The organism is Agromyces lapidis (assembly GCF_009749405.1).
GTDB lineage: Bacteria > Actinomycetota > Actinomycetes > Actinomycetales > Microbacteriaceae > Agromyces > Agromyces lapidis.
On sequence record NZ_WBIQ01000002.1, the window covers coordinates 99,174 to 113,989 of the forward strand.

A 14,816-nucleotide genomic window follows, 5' to 3' on the forward strand; every position below is an offset into this window, starting at 1 on the left:
GTCACGACAGGTCGAGCACGGTCCAGACGATCTCGCCGGCCTGATCGTCGATCGTCGTGCGATCGCGACGGAACCCGAGCTTCTCCAGCACCCGGAACGACGGCGCGTTCCAGCTGCCGACCGTCGCCCAGAGCCGCTCCCGGCCGGTCGCGCGCGCCGCCTCGACGACGGCGGCCGCCGCCTCGGTCGCGTAGCCGTGGCCGTGCGCGCTGCGCAGCAGCTCGTAGGCGAGTTCGGGCTCGTCGATCGTCGACCGCCCGATGACGAGTCCGCAGTAGCCGAGGAACTCGTCACTGCCCCGGGGGTGCAGGGTCAGCAGATGGATGCCTCGCGCCGGCGCGCTCTCCCGCGCGCCGCGGATGTCGGCGAGCGCCTCGTCGAGGCTCATCGGCTCGTCGACGTGCCCGTCGAGCCCGCCCGTGCGCTCGGCGTGATCGCGCTTGCGCTCGACGACGAGCCGCCGGTAGCCGTCGGCGTCGGACTCCTCCCAGAGCTGCAGCGTCAGGCGTTCGGTCTCGAGGGCGAAGGGGAGGGGTCCGTAGGGCATGCGATCACGCTAGCGCCGGCGCGGGCCGACGTTGGCGAGATTCTTTCGAGTACTGGCTTGCGTGCCACTCGCGCGCGAGGCATCCGACCGCGAGGGTGGAACCATCGCGGAATGAAAGGACCCACCCCGCCATGACCACCCGCATCGCCATCAACGGCTTCGGACGCATCGGACGCAACGTCGTGCGCGCACTCGTCGAGCGCGGCGCCGACTTCGAACTCGTCGCCGTGAACGACCTCACCGACCCGGCCGGCCTCGCCCGCCTGCTGAAGTTCGACAGCACCGCAGGCCGCTTCGGCTACCCCGTCGAGGTCGACGGCGATGTGCTCGTCATCGACGGCCGCCGCGTGAAGGTGCTCGCCGAGCGCGACCCCGCGAAGCTGCCCTGGGGCGAGCTCAACGTCGAGATCGTGCTCGAGTCGACCGGTCGCTTCACCTCCAAGGAGGCGGCTTCGGCGCACCTCGCCGCGGGTGCCAAGAAGGTGCTCGTGAGCGCGCCGGCGTCGGGTGCCGACGTCACGCTCGTCTACGGCGTCAACACCGACGCGTACGACGCCGAGCTGCACACGATCGTCTCGAACGCCTCGTGCACCACGAACGCGCTCGCACCGCTCGCGAAGGTGCTCGACGACCTCGCCGGCATCGAGCACGGCTTCATGACGACCATCCACGCGTACACGCAGGACCAGAACCTGCAGGACGCCCCGCACTCCGACGCGCGTCGCGCCCGTGCCGCCGCCGTCAACATCGTGCCGTCGTCGACCGGTGCCGCGAAGGCGATCGGCCTCGTGCTGCCGAACCTCGACGGCAAGCTCAACGGCGACTCGATGCGCGTGCCCGTGCCGGTCGGCTCGATCGTCGAGCTCAACGCGACCGTCTCGAAGGACGTCACCCGCGACGAGGTGCTCGCCGCGTACCGGGCCGCCGCGACCGAGGGCCCGCTCGTCGGCGTGCTCGAGTACTCCGAGGAGGCGCTCGTCTCGAGCGACATCGTCGGCAACCCGCACTCGTCGATCTTCGACTCCGAGCTGACCCGCGTCGACGGCAAGCACATCAAGGTCGTCGCCTGGTACGACAACGAGTGGGGCTTCTCGAACCGCGTGATCGACTCGCTCGGCCTGCTCGCGAGCTGAGCCGGCAGAACCCCCGCCGCCGCACGGTGCGCGGAACTGCGGCGCACCTCCTGCCCCGCGTCGCAGCAGAACGGGCCCGCCTCCTCGGAGGCGGGCCCGTTCGCGTACCCGGTCGGTGTCGCCCGCGGGCGACCCGCGGTCGCTCAGCCCGCGGCGTCAGCGCTCAGTCGCCGACGACGACACGGGTGGTCGGCACCCACTCGACCGCGACCGTCGCGGGGTCGATGCCATCGGCCTCGAGGGCGCTACGCAGCGACGAGATATCGGGCATCGAGTCGCCCCCGGTCACTCGCACCACGTAGCCCGTCGGCTCGGCCGCGATGCCGAGCACCTCGAGGTCCTCGTCGTCGACCCACGACCTCGCGGCCGAGTCGACGTCGGACGAGGCCATCGTGGTCGCGACCGTTCGGTAGGTCGAGATGGTCAACGGAATCGCGATGAGCACGAGCAGCACCGCGATCGTGATGTGCGAGCGGCGTCGGTTGACCGTCGCGAGCGGCCGGATCGATCCGGTCGCCGTCTTCGCCTGGGCCCCGTCGCCGACCGGGAACGATCCCCAGCGCTGCACCCGGTAGAACGCCATCACGACGACCCCGGTGCCGAGGATCGCCGCGACGTTCGCCACGAAGAGCAGCAGCGAGCCGATCGACGCGGCATAGTCGCCCGACTCCGCGGCGACGCCGACGACGACGAGCGGCGGCACGAGCGAGATGGCGATCGCGACGCCCGGCAGGGTGTCCGAGATGTCCTTGCGGACGAGCGCGATCGAGGCGACGGCGCCGGTGGCGAGTGCCCCGAACAGGCTCATGAGGTCGGGGGTCGCCCGTTCGCCGATCTGCGGGTTCGTCGCCGCGGTCTGCGGAACGACGACGAGCAGTCCGACGAGGTAGCCGATCGCGATCGCCGCGGCCGCGCCCGCGATCATCGTGAAGAGCGAGCGCCCGAAGTTGACGCGCTCGCCGAGCACGGTCGCGAGCATCGTGCCCTGGATCGGCAGCATCATCGGCGCGACGATCATCGCGCCGATCACCGTGGCGGTCGAGTCGCCGACGACGCCGCTCGCGGCGATGGCCGACGAGAGCACGAGCAGGATCCAGAACCGCTGCACTCGGCGCGCGCGCCCCGGCTCGTCGAAGAAGACGGCGTCGCGCATGTGCTCGATCGTGTTGAGCGCATCCGACGGTGGCGGCGGGTACATGGGCGCGGTCATCTGCGGCTCCTTCACGTCTGCCTGCCCAGCTCCTGCGCTGCTGCGAGCGCAGGAGAATGGGCGCCATCTCCGCTGTGGGCGAGGGATAGCGCCCATTCTCCTGCAGAAGCCGCGACTCAGACGGCGGCGCGCAGCCCCTCCACGAGCGAGGTCGTCGGCCGGCCGATGAGGCGGGCGAGCGTGTCGTCGGCGTTCGCGAGCACGCCGCGGCGGATGCCGTCGTCGATGCCCGCGACGAAGCCCGCGGTGCCGGCGTCGAGGCCGGCCGATTCGAGCGCCGCGATGTGCGCCTCGGGGGTGAGGGCCGCGTACACGACCTCGCGTCCGGTGAGTTCGGATGCCGCGGACGCGAGGTCTTCGAACGACCACGCGGTGTCGCCGGTGAAGTCGTAGGTCTCACCGAGGTGGCCGTCGTCGGTGAGCAGGGCGGCGAGGCCGGCGGCGAGGTCTGCGCGGGTGGCGCTCGCCACCAGGCCGTCGCCGGCGCTCGCAGCGATCACGCCCGTCTCGGCGGCACGCGCCACGTCGGCCGTGTAGTTCTCGGTGTACCAGTTGTGCCGGGCGATGACCGCCGGAACGCCGGAGGCGACGATCGCCTCCTCGGTGGCCTTGTGGTCGGGCGCGAGCACGAACTCGGCCGTCGTGGCCTGCGGCACGCTCGTGTAGACGAGCTTCGCCACGCCCGCCGCGGCCGCGGCGTCGATGACGTTGCGGTGGCCCTGCACGCGCGAGCCCGGCGCGTTGCCCGAGATGAGCAGCACGGTGTCGACGCCGTCGAGCGCCGCGGCGATGGTCTCGGGGCGGTCGTAGTCGAGTTCGGCGGTGCGCACGCCTCGCGCCGTGGCATCCGCGAGCTTCGAGGTGTCGCGTGCGGTCGCGACGATCTCGACGGGGGCGACGCCGCGCTCGAGCAGTGCGTCGACGACGAGGCGGCCGAGCTGGCCGGAGGCGGCGGTGACGAGGATGGTCATGGGTTCGGTTCCTTCCGACGAGTGCACCGATCGGTGCGTCACCGAGGGTCAACCGGATGCCCCGTGCATACCTTCCCTCGAACTGGTACCCACTTTGACGTAAGGTACCCACATGACGGTAAGTCTTGCGGAGATCCGGGAGCAGTCCGGTGAAGTCTTCACCGACGGCTGCCCGACGCGCGTCGTGCTCGACCACATCATGAGCAAGTGGGGCGTGCTCGTGCTGCTCGCCCTCACCGACGGCACGCACCGTTGGGGCGAGCTGCGCCGCGAGGTCGAGGGCATCAGCGAGAAGATGCTCGCCTCGACGTTGCGCACGCTCGAGGCCGACGGGCTCGTGGTGCGCACCGCGCACCCCGAGGTGCCGCCGCGGGTCGATTACGCGCTCACCGAGCTCGGCCACGACCTCATGGAGCACATGCTGCCGCTCGTCGGGTGGGTCGCGCGCGAGTCCGACGGAATCGTCGGGCGCAGCGCGGACTGAGCGGGCCGCGCACGCGGTGCCCGCGCTCGCCTGCGCGGCACGGTCGCGTCACGTCGGAGCCCGAAAACCCGACTCCCAGCGATTCGCGCACGAGTCGGGGCCTCGTCGCGCCACGATGGTGGCAAGCACGCAAGACCCATGAGGTCTTCGGGGGGCAGCGCGATCAGGGGGACTGATCGCCTGAGCGGGTGAGGGGTGGATGTGTTCTCCTCTGTGAGGAACGGGGCTTCGGGCACCTCGGAGGCCGGCCTTGCCGCCATACGCACGCCCCCGCACTCGGGTCGCGATCCGACCTGAGCAGCAGAGTCTCGAGCGGCGACCCCGATCGCCGACCCAGGTGGGCCCGTCGCAGCGCCCGCGAGCCGTGCAACCCGATCTCATCGCCGGCTCGTGGCGCGGCAGAACCTGCGCCGACCCGCACGACCAGCACGACCGCAACACCGTACGACAGCACGATCATCCCTAATAACGATTGGGCCGTCATATGAGATCACTCGTCATCATCGCCGCGATCGCATTCGGCGCGGTGCTGCTGCCGACCGCGAACTCGGCCGCCGTCGACGCGCCGAGCCCCTCCGCGGCCGGGGCGGATTCCTCGGCGTCGCCGAGCGCGAACCCCGAGCACGACACCGCGGCCTTCCTGGCCGCGGCTGCCGCTGACCGTGAGGCACGCGAGGCCGCGGCGGCCGTGGAAGCTGCGCGCATCGCCGCCGAGGCCGAGGCGGCGCGTCTGGCTGCCGAGCAGGCGGCGGCCGACGCTGCCGCAGCCGAGGCGGCCGAGATCGCCGAAGCCGAGGCCGAGGCCGAAGCCGAGGCGTGGGTCGAGGACGAGCCCGTCGCGGAGGCGGCACCCGCCGACGAGCCCGTCGCCGAGGCGCCCGCCGAGAGCGCGCCCGTGCCGCAGCCGACCGAGGGTCCGCGCGACGACGACGGCTGCGGCCCGTGCCCGGGCGAGACGCTCGTCTGGTACGTCTACGAGGGCGAAGGGTATTGGGCGTGCCCGACGTCGTGATCGCGCGCACCTCGCGGTGAGACGACGAAGCCCCCGGTCGCAGCGACCGGGGGCTTCGTCGTCGGCGGCCCGACCAGGCCGGGCCGCCGACCCTACTCGCGCGGCGCGATCGCCGTGCCGACGAGCCCGACCCCGGCCGCGACCGCCATCATGACGGCGATCGGCCACCAGTGCCCCGTCCACGCGAGCAGCGCGGTCGCCGCGAGCGGCGCGAGCCCGCCGCCGACGATGGCGCCCGCCTCGCGCCCGATCGAGATGCCCGAGTAGCGCACACGCGTGTCGAACATCGCGGTGAAGTACGCCGGCTGCACGCCGTCGGCCGCCGAGTTCACGATGCCGATCGCGGCGACCACGACGCCGATGACGAGCGCCGCCGACCCCGTGTCGAGCACGAGGAAGAGGGGCGCGGCGAGCACGGCGAACGCCACCAGGGCGCCGATGACGAGCCGGCGCGGGCGCACCCGGTCGCCGAGGGCACCCCAGAACGGGCACAGCACCGCGGCGACCGCGGCGCCGGCCAGTAGCGCGGTGAGGGTGAGCTCGCGAGGCATCCCGGCGACCGTCGACGCATAGCTCAGGCAGAACACCGAGACGACGTAGAAGGTCGTGTTCACCCCGACGCGCACGAGGAACACGGCGAGCACGCCGCGCGGACGTCGCAGCACCTCGGCGACGGGTCGCCGCGACTGCCGGCGGGCCTCGAGCATCGCGACGAACTCGGGCGACTCGTCGACCCGGCGCCGCAGCCGCCACCCGATCGCGACGAGCACGAGGCTCGCGACGAACGGCACCCGCCAGCCCCAGTCGAGCAGTGCCGGCTCGTCGAGCACGGCGACGAGCACCACGAAGGCGAGGTTGCCGAGGATGAGTCCGAGGTAGACCGCGCTCGAGATGAACGCGCCGCGCAACCCGCGCCGCAGCGGCGACTGCTCGAGGGCGAGCAGCACGGCGCCGCTCCACTCGCCGCCCGTCGCGAGGCCCTGCACGAGGCGCAGGGCGACGAGCAGCACGGGTGCGGCCGCCCCGATCTGCGCGTGCGTCGGCAGCAGCCCGATGAGGGTCGTGGCGAGGCCCATCGTGAGCAGCGTCGCCACGAGCACGCGGCGGCGGCCGAAGCGATCGCCGAGGTACCCCGAGACGAGTCCGCCGAGCGGGCGCGCGACGAACCCCGTCGCGAAGACGGCGAACGAGAGCAGCAGGCTCGTGAGCGGGTCGTCGCCGGGAAAGAACAGCGTCGGGAAGACGAGCGCCGCCGCAGTGCCGTAGAGGAAGAAGTCGTACCACTCGAGCACGGTGCCGAACGCGGCCGCGGTCAGGGCGCGGCGGGCGCGGGCCGCGCCGGCGGGCGACGGTGCAGACCCGGCGGGCTCGATCGGCCCGGCGGGCCCGGCCTGGGCGGTGGTCGCCGGTACCGAGACCGGCGCCCCGCCGCTCATGCGGTCACCGCCGCCGCGTGCGACTCGCCGTCCACAGGCTCGGCCCGCGCCGCGAGCGGCGCTGCGAAGAACGCGAGTTCGTGCCGGGCCGAGGCGACGAACGCCCGGTGCATCCGCTCGCGGTGCTCGGGCGTCGCGCCCGCCGCGGCGCGCGTCACGAAGCCGATCGCCTCGCGCGTCGCGACGGCGAAGCCGGGGTCGGCGTAGGTCGCGAGCCACGAGGCGTACGGGTGCGCTGGGTCGAGCGCCGCTTCGCCGAACCCGCCCGCGGCGAGGCGCTCGCCGAGGTCGGTGTAGATCCAGAAGCACGGCAGCAGCGCCGCGACGAGCACGGCGTGATCGCCGCGCTGCGCGGTCGCCAGCAGGTGATCGAGGTACGCCGTGGTGGTCGCGTCGGGCGGTGCGGATGTCTCGGTGCCGGCCTCGCGGCCGAGCCATCCCGTGTGCAGTTCGAGCTCGCCGATGATCGAGCCGTGGGCCGAATTCGCCCAGAAGGCCTGCCCCGCGGCATCCGGTGCGAGGCGCGAGGCCTCGGCGAGCACCCGGGCGTAGTCGCGGAGGTAGTGGGCGTCCTGCGCGAGATAGCCGAGGAAGGGCTCGCGGGCGAGCGTGCCGTCGGCGAGGCCGCGGATGAAGGGCAGTGCGTCGATGTCGTCGCGGATGCCGCGGATCGACGCCCACCACTCGGCCTCGACCTCGGCCGGGGTCGGCGCGGTGCGGGTGCCGCCGCGCGCCCAGAGCCCGGCGAAGTGGCTGATCGGGCCGTGCCCGCCGCCGACGCCGAGCGCCTCGCCGTGCCGCAGCGACTCGCGCAGCCAGCGGCGGGCCTCGGCGACGGCGGTGGGCCACGGGTCGCCGCGCTCCCCGGTGTTCCCACCGTCGCCGTCGGCTCCGCCCGCTGCGGCCGCTCGGCCGTCGGCTCCGCCCTCGGCGGCGAGCGTCGCGATCGCGGAGGAGAGGGAGCATCCGGTGCCGTGCGTCGCCGTCGTCTCGATGCGCTCGCCGGGGAACTCGACGGTCGTCGCGCTCGCGGCGTCGACGAGGGCGTCGGGCGCGGTGTCGCCGCCGAGGTGCCCGCCCTTCGCGAGCACGCGCACGCCGAACCGGGCCGAGACGGTCTCGGCCTGGGCGATCGCCTCGGCCCAGGTGGACGCGACCGGGGGAGCGGCATCCCCGCTTCCCCCGCCGAGCCCAGCGAGCACCGCGAGCTCGGCGAGATTCGGGGTCACGAGGTCGGCGAGCGGCAGCAGTTGCCGCATCGCCTGCTCGGCCTCGGGCGCGAGCAGCCGGTCGCCGCTCGTCGCGACCATGACGGGATCGAGCACGACGACCGGCGGCCGCACCCGGGCGAGCCACTCGGCGACCACGCCGATGACCTCGGCGTTCGCGAGCATGCCGAGCTTCACGGCGTCGATCTCGATGTCGTCGGCGACCGCGTCGAGCTGCTCGGCGAGGAACGCCGCCGGCGGCACGTGCACCGACCGCACGCCGTGGGTGTTCTGCGCGGTGAGCGCCGCGATCGCGGCCATGCCGTAGCCGCCGACCGCGGCGATCGACTTGAGGTCGGCCTGGATCCCCGCACCGCCCGAGGGGTCGCTGCCGGCGATGCTGAGCACGCGCGCGGTCATCGGGCGAGCTCCCACTCGGCGGCGAACGCCTGCGCCGCGGTGCGCGGGTCATCGGCCGCGCAGAGCGCCGAGACGACGGCGACGCCCGCGGCGCCCGCCGCACGCAGCGGGGCGAGGTCGGCGATGCCGATGCCGCCGATCGCGACGCACGGCAGCTCGGTCTCGGCGGCGACGCGGGCGAAGCCGTCGACCCCGAGCGCCGGCGGATGGTCGGGCTTCGTCGCGGTCGGGCGGATCACGCCGACGCCGAGGTAGTCGACGGTGCCGCGGGGCAGCCGCGCGACCGCCTCGAGGTGGGCCGGGCTGTTGGCGGTGAGCCCGACGATCGCGTCGGCCCCGAGCCGCTCGCGCGCGACCACGACGGTCGCGTCGCCCTGGCCGAGGTGCACGCCGTCGACGCGAACGCCCGCGGCGCGCGCCGCGAGCGCAACGTCGAGCCGGTCGTTCACGAGCAACGTCGCGCGCCCGTCGATCGCCTCGGCGAGGGCCTCGATCAGTTCGAGCAGGGCGGATGCCTCGGCGTGCTTGTCGCGCAACTGCACGACCCGCACCCCGCCGGCGACGGCACAGGCGACGACGTCGACGACGCCGCGCTCGCCGCAGAGCACCGGATCGGTGACGAGGTAGAGGGAGAGGTCGAGGGCGGTGCGGGCGCTCATGCGCGGATTCCCGCAGCGGCGAGGGCGGAGGCATCCGCGAGCCCTGCGACCGCGACGCTCACCCGCGCCCGCTCGGCGAGCGTCGACGCATCGACCGCCGCGAGCGCGTCGATGAAACGCGGTGCGAAGCTGCCGGGGCCGTTCGCGCCATCGGCCGCGAGCTCCGCCGCGACGGTGTAGACGAGGTTCGCCGCGACCGTCGCCTCGAACGGGTCGTCGCTCGTCGCGAGGAACGCCGCGGTCACCGCGCCGAGCGCGCAGCCGCCGCCGGTCACCCGGGTGAGCAGGGGGTCGCCGTTCGCGATGCGCGCCGTGCGCATGCCGTCGGTGATGAGGTCGACCGGGCCCGAGACGGCGACGACCGCGCCGAAGCGGGCTGCGAGCTGCGCCGCGGCGCCCGCCGCGGCCTCCGTCTCGTCGGCGGCATCGACGCCGCGACCGCCGGCGCCGCCGCTCGCGAGCGCGAGGATCTCGCTCGCGTTGCCCCGGATCGCCGTCGGCCCGAACTCGACGAGCTCGTGCGCGAGCGCGGTGCGGATCGGCAGCGCGCCGATCGCGACGGGGTCGAGCACCCACGGTGTCCCCGCGTCGCGTGCGGCGGCGACCGCTTCGCGGGAGGCATCCCGCTGCTGCGGATTCGGCGTGCCCAGGTTCACGAGCAGAGCGCTCGCGATGCGCGCGAAGGCGCCCGCCTCGCCGACGATGTCGACCATCGCGGGGGCCGCGCCGGCGGCGAGCAGCACGTTCGCCGTGAAGTTCGTCACCACCGTGTTCGTGATGCACTGCACGAGCGGCGTGCTCGTGCGCAGTCGATCGAGCAGCACTGCGCTCGAGTGGGCAGGGTCGTACAGGCGCGCGCTCATGGCGACATCCCTTCGCTAGTCCGAACTAGATCAGGTTCGACGGGTGTGATCTCAGCCGCGCAGGCGCGGCACCCCGTGTCACTGCGAGCGAGCCTAGTGCAGCTCGAAGAGGTTCCGGGGTGGATGTCGCGAACGATGTCGATATCGCGGTCCGCCGTTCGACGTCAGAATGAGACGGAGATTCCGTCGCCGCGAAAGGACACCTCATGCGCACCCTCATCGTCAGCGAGTTCATCAGCCTCGACGGCGTCGTCGACTCTCCCGGGGGCGGCTCGCACCCGCGCGCGGGCTGGACCTTCACGGAGGTGCCGTTCGTCGAGGAGGCCTACGCGATCAAGGGCTCGGAGCAGCTCGAGGCCACCGCGATGCTGCTCGGCCGGGTGAGCTACGACGAGTTCGCCCCGGTCTGGCCGACCATGGTCGACGATTTCGCCGAGTACAACGCCATGCCGAAGTACGTGGTGTCGTCGACCCTGACCGACGAGGCGCTGCTGCCCGAGTGGCAGAACTGCCACGTGCTGCGGAGCCTCGACGACGTCGCCGAGCTCAAGGCCGGCGACGGCGGCCCCATCATCGTGCACGGCAGCGCGACCCTCGCGCAGGGGCTCGCGGCGGCCGGCCTCGTCGACCGCTACCACCTGCTCGTCTTCCCCGTGCTGCTCGGCAGCGGCAAGCGGCTCTTCGGCGACGACCCGGGGCTCACCACGAAGCTCGATCTCGTCGAGCACGAGGCCTACTCGAACGGCATCGTGAAGGCCGTCTACGACGTGGCGCGCTGAGCCGGCGAAGCGTCGAGACGCCCCGGGCGGGCTTCCGGGCGGGGCCGGGCGGGGCATCCCGTCCGGCCCCGCCGCTGCTTTTCCGAGATTTCTGCTGCGGCGACCACGCCCTTGTCGATACGTTGGGGGAATTGGTCGGCCTTCCGGGGCCGCGGGCGGGCACGGGGGTGTGGTCGCTCGTCCATCGGAGGGCTCGATCGTCTGTTGCAACGAAGAAGTTCAGTCATGACGAGATGAGGGCCAGCGATGAGATTCCACCACCGACCCCCGCGAGGGCGAACACGCGCGCTCGCCGCCGCCGGAGCGCTGCTGCTCGGCGCATCCCTGATGACCGCCACCGCGGCGGTCGCAGACGAAGACGATCCCCGCGTCGACCTGACGCCCGGCCTCTACGACGCCGGCCTCGCCACGAGCAACGTCGACCTGCTCACGACCACGCCGAGCCTGGCGCCGTTCACCCTGGGGCCCAACTCCGACCTCGCCTTCAGCGGTGACAATGCCATCGTCGGCAACTACAACGGGTTCCAGGTGTACGACGTGTCCGATCCGGCGGCCGCCGAACTGCGCTCGTCGTTCGTGTGCCCGGGCGGCCAGGGCGACGTGTCGGTCTACGGAGACCTGCTGTTCATGTCGGTCGAGCAGACCCTCGGGCGCATCGACTGCGGCACCCAGGGCGCCCCGGGCTCGGTGAACCCCGAGCGATTCCGCGGGGTGCGCATCTTCGACATCAGCGACATCGACAACCCGGTGCAGCTGCCTGGTGTGCAGACCTGCCGCGGATCGCACACGCACACCGTGGTGGCCGACCCCGACGATGCCGAGAACATCTACATCTACAACTCGGGCACGTCGGGCGTGCGCTCGCCGCTCGAGCTCGCGGGCTGCCAGAACGCCGCTCTGACCAAGGACCCGGTGACCACGGGTGACCCGACGCAGTGGCGCATCGACGTCATCAAGGTGCCGCTCGACGCCCCCGAGACGGCCGCGGTCGTCAGCCAGCCGAGGATCTTCACCAACCCCGACACGGGCGCGTACAACGGACTGCAGAACACCCTCCCGGTTCCCTTCGGGCAGACCCCGACGCCCGAGCAGACTCACCCGAGCGGGGTCGCCTACAGCCCGACGCCGAACACCAACACCTGCCATGACATCACCGCGTACCCCGAGATCGGGCTCGCGGCGGGCGCGTGCCAGGGCAACGGCATCCTGCTCGACATCAGCGACCCGGTGAACCCGGTTCGCATCGACGCGGTCGCCGACCCGAACTTCTCGTACTGGCACTCGGCGACGTTCAACAACGACGGCACGAAGGTCATCTTCACCGATGAGTGGGGCGGCGGATCCGGCGCTCGCTGCCGTGCGACCGACCAGCCCGAGTGGGGCGCGAACGCGCTGTTCGACATCGTCGACGGCAAGCTGGAGTTCGCGAGCTACTACAAGCTGCCGGTGCCGCAGACGGCGCAGGAGAACTGCGTCGCGCACAACGGTTCGCTCATCCCGGTGCCGGGTCGCGACATCATGGTGCAGGCGTGGTACCAGGGCGGTCTGTCGATCATCGACTTCACCGACACGGCGAACCCGACCGAGATCGCCTACCTCGACCGCGGCCCGATCAACGGGTCGTCGCTGGCGCTCGGCGGCTACTGGTCGACCTACTGGTACAACGGCAACGTGCTCGGCAGCGAGATCGCGCGCGGCTTCGACACCATGGCGCTCACCGCGAGCGACATGATGAGCGAGAACGAGATCGCGGCCGCCGGCGAGGTGCAGCTCGGTGAGTTCAACGCGCAGGCGCAGACCGCGATCGAGCACGAGCCGAGCTTCGCCGTGGCACGGTCGTACGTCGACCAGGCCGAGCGCGCCGGCACCTTGAGCGGCGCGGCCCTCGCCGAGGTGCGCAAGCACATCGACAAGGCCGAGAAGCTCGCCGACGGTCCGGCCGCGGGCAGTGCCGTCGCGGCCCAGCTCGACAACGCGGCCCGCAAGTCGGGCGCTCCGGCCGACTCGAACGTCGTGCAGGGGCTGACCGCGCTCGCGGCGACATTCGGTTGAACCGGTGAGGGGGCCGGGTGACGGCCCCCTCACCTCGAGCGGGCCCGGCGGTCGACGACCGCCGGGCCCGTTCGCGTCGGGATCGGGTCAGCCCGCCCGCTCGGCGAGCATCTGCTGCATGCGGGCGATCTCGATGCCCTGGTCGGATTCGACGTGGCGGGCGAACTGGTCGGTCGCCGGCTCCTGCCCGCCGCCCGCGGCGTAGAGCTCGTCGACCATCTGCACCGCGCCCTCGTGGTGCTGGATCATGTACACGAGGAACAACCGGTCGAACGCGTCACCTTCGGCAGCCTCGAGTTCGGCCATCTGCTCGTCGCTGAGCATGCCCGGCATCGCGCCCTCGCCGCTCGCGTGCGCGTCGTGCCCCTGGTCGTTGACCGGCACCCCGCGCTCCTGCAGCCAGCTCACCATCAGCGTGCGTTCGTCCTGCTGGCTCGCCGACATGCGTTCGGCGAGCAGGTGGATGTCCCGGTCGTCGGTGCGCTTCTCGACGAGGGCGGTCATCTCGATCGCCTGGTCGTGGTGGTGGATCATGTCGAGCATGAAGTCCGCGTCGAGCTCGGTGTGCTGCGGCTCGGTGATCGCGCCGGCCTCGTCGGGCGAGAGGGTGCGGTTCGGCTCGCCCGGCGCGCCGAGCTGCACGACGGGGCTCGTCGGTGCGGGCGAGTCGGGCGTCGTCGTGCACGCGGCCAGTCCGAGCGCGAGCGCGAGCGCGGTACCGATTCCGAGGGTTCGCCGCATCGCCGTCATCCATCGACCTCGTCTTCGTTGAGTGGCACGTGGCATCCATCTAATCAGGTGCCTCGCCGATGTCACCCGTCGAGTTCGGGCGAGCTGCTGCTACTCGGCGGCCGCCTCGGTCACGCGCTGCTTCTCGCGCACGTACACCTCGCGGCGCACGCGGGCGACGATGTCGCCGTCGCGGTCGGTGATCTCGGTCTCGAACCACTCGAGCACCTTCGCGCCGCCGCGGGCCCGCTCGCGCAGCTCTTCGGCCTTGGCCTTCGGCACCTCGAAGTGCGCAGTGAGCACCCCGCGGCCGGGCTTCACGAGCTCGATCTCGCCGCGGGTGTCCCACACGACGTAGTCGCGTCCGAGCTGGTGCATGATCAGCATGAAGTAGTAGGGGTCGGTCATCGCCGACATCGAGCCGCCGAAGGCCGTGCCCACGTAGTTGCGGGTGATCGGGTTCACGTGCAGTTCGACGGTGGCGCTCGTCCAGTCGTCGGCGAATCGTCTGATGCGGATGCCCGACCACAGGTTGGGAGCCCAGAGGCTCATGCCGATGGCGAGTCGTCGAGGCGTGATGCGCATGCCTCGATTGTGTGCGAATCAGGATGCCTCGGGCGAATCTCTTGTCGGATGTCGCCAGCTTGCTCGCATCGACGCGCGGCGGGAGGTGTCGTTCTGCAGAAGCTGTCGCGGTGCAGCGTCGTGGCCGTGCGGCGTAGGGTGCCGTCATGGGCAGTCCAGCAGACGGCGCTCCGCGCCGGGTACGTCAGCTCCGTCTCGTCGTCGAGGCCGAGGACTGGGAGGCGGCGGTCGCGTTCTACCGCGACGTGCTCGGCCTCGCCGAGGAGGAGGCGTACGACGGCGACGACGGCGCCCGGGTGATGATCCTCGACGCGGGGCGGGCGACGCTCGAACTCTCGAACCCGGCTCAGGTGCGGCTCATCGACCGGGTCGAGACCGACGGGGTGCAGAGTCCGCACGTGCGGGTGGCCTTCGAGGTCGATGACACGGCCGCGGTCACCGACGAGCTCGTCGATGCGGGGGCCGAGCTGCTCGCCACCCCGCGTGAGACGCCGTGGCGCTCGATCAACTCGCGGCTCGCGGGGCCGGCCGGGCTGCAGCTCACCGTCTTCCAGGAGCCCGACGACGGGGTGACCGCGCCGGGCTGATTCGCACATCCTTCGCCGGGTTCCTCGTTTCCCGGCGGCGAACGGCTTAGCATCGGAGAGGCGTGCCGCACCCGAGCGCTCGCCGACCCCGCCCGCCCCGGCGCCCACCCCCAGGAGCCAGATTGACGATCCCCGCCGACG

Annotated in this window: 15 protein-coding genes and 1 riboswitch; of the genes, 6 read left to right on the top strand and 9 right to left on the bottom strand. The window is 72.3% G+C overall.

The features are described from left to right. Window position 1: 1 nt before the first annotated feature. The gene (locus GQQ93_RS03655) at window positions 2-547 is read right to left on the bottom strand and encodes a GNAT family N-acetyltransferase (protein WP_157422889.1); all 546 of its coding nucleotides are present in this window, start codon (window positions 545-547) and stop codon (window positions 2-4) included. Between the two features lie 131 nt (window positions 548-678). On the opposite strand from GQQ93_RS03655, the gene gap reads away from it, so the two are divergent. Next, window positions 679-1,680: a type I glyceraldehyde-3-phosphate dehydrogenase gene (gene gap / locus GQQ93_RS03660; protein WP_157422890.1), complete on the top strand. Its 1,002-nt coding sequence runs from the start codon at window positions 679-681 to the stop codon at window positions 1,678-1,680. A 163-nt stretch (window positions 1,681-1,843) separates the two neighbouring features. On the opposite strand, the gene GQQ93_RS03665 is transcribed toward gap, so the two are convergent. Then, on the bottom strand, window positions 1,844-2,890 hold the full coding sequence (locus GQQ93_RS03665) for a DUF389 domain-containing protein (protein ID WP_170296112.1): 1,047 nt from the start codon (window positions 2,888-2,890) through the stop codon (window positions 1,844-1,846). A 116-nt stretch (window positions 2,891-3,006) separates the two neighbouring features. Beyond that, window positions 3,007-3,861: an NAD(P)H-binding protein gene (locus GQQ93_RS03670; RefSeq protein ID WP_157422892.1), complete on the bottom strand. Its 855-nt coding sequence runs from the start codon at window positions 3,859-3,861 to the stop codon at window positions 3,007-3,009. A gap of 112 nt (window positions 3,862-3,973) precedes the next feature. Between GQQ93_RS03670 and GQQ93_RS03675 the strand changes: the two genes are divergently transcribed. Further along, complete coding sequence (locus GQQ93_RS03675) at window positions 3,974-4,345, top strand: winged helix-turn-helix transcriptional regulator (RefSeq protein ID WP_157422893.1); 372 nt, start codon at window positions 3,974-3,976, stop codon at window positions 4,343-4,345. A 484-nt stretch (window positions 4,346-4,829) separates the two neighbouring features. Beyond that, on the top strand, window positions 4,830-5,357 hold the full coding sequence (locus tag GQQ93_RS03680; protein WP_157422894.1) for a hypothetical protein: 528 nt from the start codon (window positions 4,830-4,832) through the stop codon (window positions 5,355-5,357). A gap of 92 nt (window positions 5,358-5,449) precedes the next feature. Here GQQ93_RS03680 and GQQ93_RS03685 read toward each other — a convergent pair whose 3' ends face one another. The 4 genes from GQQ93_RS03685 to thiM form a co-directional block, all read right to left on the bottom strand. After that, window positions 5,450-6,793, bottom strand: a complete 1,344-nt coding sequence (locus tag GQQ93_RS03685; RefSeq protein ID WP_157422895.1) for an MFS transporter — start codon at window positions 6,791-6,793, stop codon at window positions 5,450-5,452. Then, entirely contained in the window at window positions 6,790-8,421 is a 1,632-nt protein-coding gene (locus GQQ93_RS03690; RefSeq protein WP_157422896.1) for a bifunctional hydroxymethylpyrimidine kinase/phosphomethylpyrimidine kinase, read from the bottom strand. The genes GQQ93_RS03685 and GQQ93_RS03690 overlap by 4 nt, the downstream gene beginning before the upstream one ends. Next, the gene (gene thiE / locus GQQ93_RS03695) at window positions 8,418-9,080 is read right to left on the bottom strand and encodes a thiamine phosphate synthase (RefSeq protein ID WP_157422897.1); all 663 of its coding nucleotides are present in this window, start codon (window positions 9,078-9,080) and stop codon (window positions 8,418-8,420) included. Before thiE ends, GQQ93_RS03690 begins: the two co-directional genes overlap by 4 nt. Beyond that, window positions 9,077-9,943 carry a hydroxyethylthiazole kinase gene (thiM, locus tag GQQ93_RS03700; RefSeq protein ID WP_157422898.1) on the bottom strand — a complete coding sequence of 289 codons (867 nt, stop codon included), beginning with the start codon at window positions 9,941-9,943 and terminating at the stop codon, window positions 9,077-9,079. Before thiM ends, thiE begins: the two co-directional genes overlap by 4 nt. Next, window positions 9,934-10,029: riboswitch (TPP riboswitch) on the bottom strand. Its footprint overlaps the gene before it by 10 nt. A gap of 120 nt (window positions 10,030-10,149) precedes the next feature. On the opposite strand from thiM, the gene GQQ93_RS03705 reads away from it, so the two are divergent. Together GQQ93_RS03705 and GQQ93_RS03710 are read left to right on the top strand one after the other, a co-directional pair. Further along, window positions 10,150-10,722 carry a dihydrofolate reductase family protein gene (locus tag GQQ93_RS03705; RefSeq protein ID WP_157422899.1) on the top strand — a complete coding sequence of 191 codons (573 nt, stop codon included), beginning with the start codon at window positions 10,150-10,152 and terminating at the stop codon, window positions 10,720-10,722. Window positions 10,723-11,049: 327 nt separating this feature from the next. Beyond that, on the top strand, window positions 11,050-12,774 hold the full coding sequence (locus GQQ93_RS03710; protein WP_170296113.1) for an LVIVD repeat-containing protein: 1,725 nt from the start codon (window positions 11,050-11,052) through the stop codon (window positions 12,772-12,774). An 87-nt stretch (window positions 12,775-12,861) separates the two neighbouring features. Here the strand turns inward: GQQ93_RS03710 and GQQ93_RS03715 are convergent, their stop codons facing one another. Then, window positions 12,862-13,515 carry a DUF305 domain-containing protein gene (locus tag GQQ93_RS03715; RefSeq protein WP_170296114.1) on the bottom strand — a complete coding sequence of 218 codons (654 nt, stop codon included), beginning with the start codon at window positions 13,513-13,515 and terminating at the stop codon, window positions 12,862-12,864. A 99-nt stretch (window positions 13,516-13,614) separates the two neighbouring features. Beyond that, on the bottom strand, window positions 13,615-14,088 hold the full coding sequence (locus GQQ93_RS03720) for a DUF4442 domain-containing protein (protein ID WP_157422902.1): 474 nt from the start codon (window positions 14,086-14,088) through the stop codon (window positions 13,615-13,617). A 146-nt stretch (window positions 14,089-14,234) separates the two neighbouring features. On the opposite strand from GQQ93_RS03720, the gene GQQ93_RS03725 reads away from it, so the two are divergent. Further along, the gene (locus GQQ93_RS03725; protein ID WP_157422903.1) at window positions 14,235-14,675 is read left to right on the top strand and encodes a VOC family protein; all 441 of its coding nucleotides are present in this window, start codon (window positions 14,235-14,237) and stop codon (window positions 14,673-14,675) included. The last annotated feature ends 141 nt before the right edge of the window (window positions 14,676-14,816 follow it).

Bases quoted from the DNA above. Each gene is read 5' to 3' on its own strand.
- GQQ93_RS03665 (WP_170296112.1), bottom strand. From the start codon at position 2,890: ATGACCGCGCCCATGTACCCGCCGCCACCGTCGGATGCGCTCAACACG.
- GQQ93_RS03675 (WP_157422893.1), top strand. From the start codon at position 3,974: ATGACGGTAAGTCTTGCGGAGATCCGGGAGCAGTCCGGTGAAGTCTTC.
- GQQ93_RS03720 (WP_157422902.1), bottom strand. From the start codon at position 14,088: ATGCGCATCACGCCTCGACGACTCGCCATCGGCATGAGCCTCTGGGCT.
- GQQ93_RS03670 (WP_157422892.1), bottom strand. From the start codon at position 3,861: ATGACCATCCTCGTCACCGCCGCCTCCGGCCAGCTCGGCCGCCTCGTC.
- GQQ93_RS03680 (WP_157422894.1), top strand. From the start codon at position 4,830: ATGAGATCACTCGTCATCATCGCCGCGATCGCATTCGGCGCGGTGCTG.
- GQQ93_RS03690 (WP_157422896.1), bottom strand. From the start codon at position 8,421: ATGACCGCGCGCGTGCTCAGCATCGCCGGCAGCGACCCCTCGGGCGGT.
- GQQ93_RS03655 (WP_157422889.1), bottom strand. From the start codon at position 547: ATGCCCTACGGACCCCTCCCCTTCGCCCTCGAGACCGAACGCCTGACG.
- thiE (WP_157422897.1), bottom strand. From the start codon at position 9,080: ATGAGCGCCCGCACCGCCCTCGACCTCTCCCTCTACCTCGTCACCGAT.
- GQQ93_RS03685 (WP_157422895.1), bottom strand. From the start codon at position 6,793: ATGAGCGGCGGGGCGCCGGTCTCGGTACCGGCGACCACCGCCCAGGCC.
- thiM (WP_157422898.1), bottom strand. From the start codon at position 9,943: ATGAGCGCGCGCCTGTACGACCCTGCCCACTCGAGCGCAGTGCTGCTC.
- gap (WP_157422890.1), top strand. From the start codon at position 679: ATGACCACCCGCATCGCCATCAACGGCTTCGGACGCATCGGACGCAAC.
- GQQ93_RS03705 (WP_157422899.1), top strand. From the start codon at position 10,150: ATGCGCACCCTCATCGTCAGCGAGTTCATCAGCCTCGACGGCGTCGTC.
- GQQ93_RS03715 (WP_170296114.1), bottom strand. From the start codon at position 13,515: ATGCGGCGAACCCTCGGAATCGGTACCGCGCTCGCGCTCGCGCTCGGA.
- GQQ93_RS03725 (WP_157422903.1), top strand. From the start codon at position 14,235: ATGGGCAGTCCAGCAGACGGCGCTCCGCGCCGGGTACGTCAGCTCCGT.
- GQQ93_RS03710 (WP_170296113.1), top strand. From the start codon at position 11,050: ATGACCGCCACCGCGGCGGTCGCAGACGAAGACGATCCCCGCGTCGAC.